The 3,695-nt window shown below is 57.0% G+C and carries 4 protein-coding genes, 1 tRNA gene and 1 pseudogene; 3 read left to right on the top strand and 3 right to left on the bottom strand.

What is annotated here, in order from left to right; translation table 11 throughout:
• The 3 genes from Q1B15_RS19470 to Q1B15_RS19460 form a co-directional block, all read right to left on the bottom strand.
• A partial coding sequence (locus Q1B15_RS19470; protein ID WP_299756977.1) for a DNA gyrase subunit A occupies positions 1-885 on the bottom strand: 885 nt, incomplete at its 3' end.
• Positions 886-1,334: 449 nt separating this feature from the next.
• A complete protein-coding gene (locus Q1B15_RS19465) occupies positions 1,335-1,820 on the bottom strand; it encodes a disulfide bond formation protein B (RefSeq protein WP_299756974.1) in 486 nt (161 codons plus the stop codon).
• A complete protein-coding gene (locus Q1B15_RS19460; RefSeq protein WP_299756971.1) occupies positions 1,817-2,395 on the bottom strand; it encodes a VTT domain-containing protein in 579 nt (192 codons plus the stop codon). The genes Q1B15_RS19465 and Q1B15_RS19460 overlap by 4 nt, the downstream gene beginning before the upstream one ends.
• A 102-nt stretch (positions 2,396-2,497) precedes the next feature.
• Here Q1B15_RS19460 and Q1B15_RS19455 point away from each other — a divergent pair.
• The 3 genes and pseudogenes from Q1B15_RS19455 to modA all read left to right on the top strand — a co-directional run.
• A pseudogene (locus tag Q1B15_RS19455) lies at positions 2,498-2,776 on the top strand (neutral zinc metallopeptidase); the annotation flags it as partial.
• Positions 2,777-2,788: 12 nt separating this feature from the next.
• Positions 2,789-2,872 (top strand) — tRNA-Leu (locus Q1B15_RS19450).
• Positions 2,873-2,967: 95 nt separating this feature from the next.
• Positions 2,968-3,690, top strand: a complete 723-nt coding sequence (modA, locus tag Q1B15_RS19445) for a molybdate ABC transporter substrate-binding protein (RefSeq protein ID WP_299756969.1) — start codon at positions 2,968-2,970, stop codon at positions 3,688-3,690.
• Positions 3,691-3,695: the final 5 nt, after the last annotated feature.

Genomic DNA, 3,695 nt, shown 5'->3' with positions numbered 1-3,695 from the left:
GACCAGATCGGCGATTTTCTCGATCATTGAGGCTTTATTGACCTGATACGGGATCTCGTCGAGCACGATTGCGTAGCGGTCTTTGCGGATTTCTTCGATCCTGGTCTTGGCGCGAATGATGACGCTGCCACGACCTTCCATATATGCTTTTCGCGCGCCCGCACGGCCAAGGATCAGGCCTCCGGTCGGGAAATCGGGTGCTGGGATGAATTCCATCAGCCTCTCGGATGACAGGTCCGGATCGTCGATAAGTGCCAAAGTACCGTCGATTATTTCACCGAGATTATGCGGAGGAATATTGGTCGCCATGCCGACCGCAATGCCAGCAGCACCATTGACCAACATATTTGGATAACGTGCAGGAAGAACAGAGGGTTCTCTGTCCTTTCCGTCATAATTGTCCTGGAAATTGACGGTATCTTTTTCGATATCGGCCAGAAGAAAGCTGGCAGGCTTGTCCATGCGCACTTCAGTGTAACGCATCGCAGCCGCGTTATCGCCGTCCATCGAGCCGAAGTTGCCCTGACCGTCCAGTAGCGGCAGAGACATCGAAAATGGCTGCGCCATGCGGACAAGCGCGTCGTAGATCGCACCGTCACCATGCGGGTGATATTTACCCATCGTGTCGCCGACTGCGCGGGCAGACTTACGGTATGATTTGTCGTGCGTATTTCCGGTCTCGTGCATGGCGTAAAGAATGCGTCTGTGCACAGGCTTTAGGCCGTCGCGGAGGTCGGGTATGGCGCGCGAAACAATAACCGACATTGCGTAGTCCAGGTAGGACGTGCGCATTTCATCCGCGATCGAGATCGTTGGACTTGTTGGCGCTGGCTTCTCAGCGCCGCTTTCTTCTGTATTTTCAGGAGGTTCCGGAGTGTCGCTCACGTTATTCTCGCTTCGGGGTTTGGCCCGCTAGATTTGGTTGATTTCACTCTAACAGACCCCAACACCTAGGCGCAATGGCCCATTCAGCAGGGCCTTGGCCGCCACATCTAGGGTCTGACTGCGGTCGAGCATTTCTGTTGAATTGTGGGCTTTCAGAACGTCCTGAGTTGCTTAACCGGCAAAAAGACGATTTTGCGCCGAATAACGCTAAGCTACTTGAATTTATTGGTTTTTGGCGGAAGAAATTGAATTCTCTGTGGAATCTGGTGCGTTTAGCCGATGGCACAGGGCCGACGTCTGGCGCGTGGGAAGGGGTGGTTGGTGTACTCTCTTTGCACTGACTTTGACCGATGTCGGTACAACTTCTGTGTAACGTCGGTATTGCGTCGGTGCAGACGTTCGCATCGTAAGCGAACCGTTAGGGCCCAAGAGTGCCGCCCGGCTATGCCTCAGGCGCCTGCCACCGCGTCATCGTCCCTGGTCATTGCCTTGAACCAAATTAGGGCGATGACGAGAGAGGCAACGACGTTCCAACTGGCCATACTGACATCCAGAAAAGCCCATGCCACCTCGTCGCACATGACAATATCTACCGGGGCATCGAGGGACAGTAGGTCTGCGCCCGACATGCCGCCCAGACCTGGGCCGGTGCCGCTGCACGATGTCGGGCCTTCCCACCAACCGCGTTCGACGCCGGTATGATACGCGCCGATGCCTGCGGTTGTGAGTGCTGTCAGCGCGCCGAGTAGTGCCAGAAGAAGATATGGGCCGACGATCAGGGCCACGACGCCGACCCCGACGCCCATCCAATGTGGCCAACGCTGCCAGAGGCAAAGCTTGCAGGGCGCGTAGCCGAGGGCCTGAAAGATGTAGGCTCCGATCAGAAGGGCAAGCGAGCCCGCGGCGGCTAGAAGCATCAGATTGCGGCGTGTCATAGGAACCTCACGGCATAGAACCCACCGACAAGCAGGATCACGAAAAGGGTGAAAAGAAGACCGAGATACTTTTCGATGAAGAGACGGATCGGGTCGCCAAATTTCCACAAGAGGCCTGCCACTATGAAGAAACGAAGGCCACGCGCGACGATTGAAGCAACGATAAACACCGGGATCGAAAGCCCCGTCCAGCCCGACATGATAGTGATGACCTTGTAGGGAAAGGGTGTGACGCCTGCGACAAGCACAGCCCACGCGCCGTAGGCGTTGAAGCGTTCGTTGAAGGCGGCAACCGCGTCGGACTTGCCGTAAAAGTCGAAGATCGCCTGACCGATGGTGTCAAAAAGTGCGGCACCAATGAAATAGCCCAAAAGGCCGCCAAAGACAGACGCGACCGTCGCGACCAATGCGATGAGCCAGGCTTTACGCGGTTGGGCCAGGATCATCGGGATCATTATGATGTCCGGTGGGATCGGAAAGAAAGAGCTTTCTACGAAAGACACCGCCGCTAACGCCCAAAGCGCGCGGGGATGTGCGGACAGGGAAAGCGTCCAGTCGTATAGCCTTCGGATCATCTGCTCTGCCTTTTCTTAGGCGCAAGTCTAGGCCACGATTGGACTGTTGTCGTCAAGGGTTTGGAGTGCAGAACTCAGGCGCAATAGCGTGAGTGTGAAAGGGATTGTTATGAAGTGGCGTGGGCGTCGGAGCAGCAGACCTTTGGATCTTTGGTGCGTGGAGACATTGCTGAGGCGATGAATGCCGCCAAGCAGATCGGTGATGATATCTTGCAAAAGTTCGCGGGACGCGTGCTGCAGCTGCCTACCCTTACCCACGGCAAATCCGAGCAACGCCAGCGCTGGTTCGCCCGTGGATATGAAAGCGGAGAGATGCGCGCGTGCGATACCTTCATTGCGGAGCGTCTTTGGGCTTTTCGAGCCGGAAATCACGCGCTATGAGGACCTTGGTGCGCCCGAGTGGCGGAATGGTAGACGCAGCGGATTCAAAATCCGCCGCCGAAAGGCGTGGGGGTTCGACTCCCCCCTCGGGCACCACTTTTCTCTTTGTCAGAATTCTGCGCCATTGGTTCAGTCCTGATTTGGCGGCCTTTGCGCTTGCAAATTTATCCCCATCATGGCCTGAAAGGCGCATGAGAACCATAGCTTTAGCCCTGTTTACTGTGGCCTTTGCGGCGCGCCCTGCCGTTTCGGAAGAGGTGCTCTTGGCCGTCGCGTCGAACTTTGTGACCGCGGCCGAGGTCCTGGCCGAGTCGTTTGAAGCCGAAACGGGGCACTCCGCGGTGGTCAGCCACGGCTCGACCGGCACGCTTTATGCACAGATCGTGTCAGGCGCGCCGTTTGATGTGTTGTTATCCGCAGATGCCGCACGGCCAGCGCTTTTGCGAGATAGTGGCCTTGCGACGGCGGTTAGAACCTATGCCCTGGGGCGTTTGGTTCTGGTGTCGGGCAGCCCGATCGATCTGGAAAACGCGGAGGCTGCTTTTGAGGGGCAGCGCGTCGCATTGGCGGATCCGCTTGTGGCACCGTACGGAGCAGCCGCGATTTCGGTGATGGAGAATCTGGAACTCGACACGGCCAAATTTCAGCCGATTTTGGTGACCAATGTCGGACAAGTTGCGACCCTTTATGTGACGGGCAATGCGCAGCTGGCGTTTCTGGCCGAGGCGCAAGTGCCGTTCATTGGCAGGGCTGAGGTTACACGATTGGAGGGGCTTTACTCCCCGATCCAGCAGGATGCAGCGTTTTTGGCGCGCGCAGGCGATAACCCTGCGGCGGTGGCGTTTTGGGCGTTTTTGGCATCGGATGTGGCGGCGCAGTTGATTGTGGCCAACGGCTACGATCTGGCACAATGACGGTA

The sequence above is a fragment of the uncultured Boseongicola sp. genome, assembly GCF_937988555.1.
Taxonomy (GTDB): domain Bacteria; phylum Pseudomonadota; class Alphaproteobacteria; order Rhodobacterales; family Rhodobacteraceae; genus Boseongicola.
Note: the sequence above shows the minus strand (reverse complement) of the source record. Positions and strands in the feature narration are given on the sequence as shown.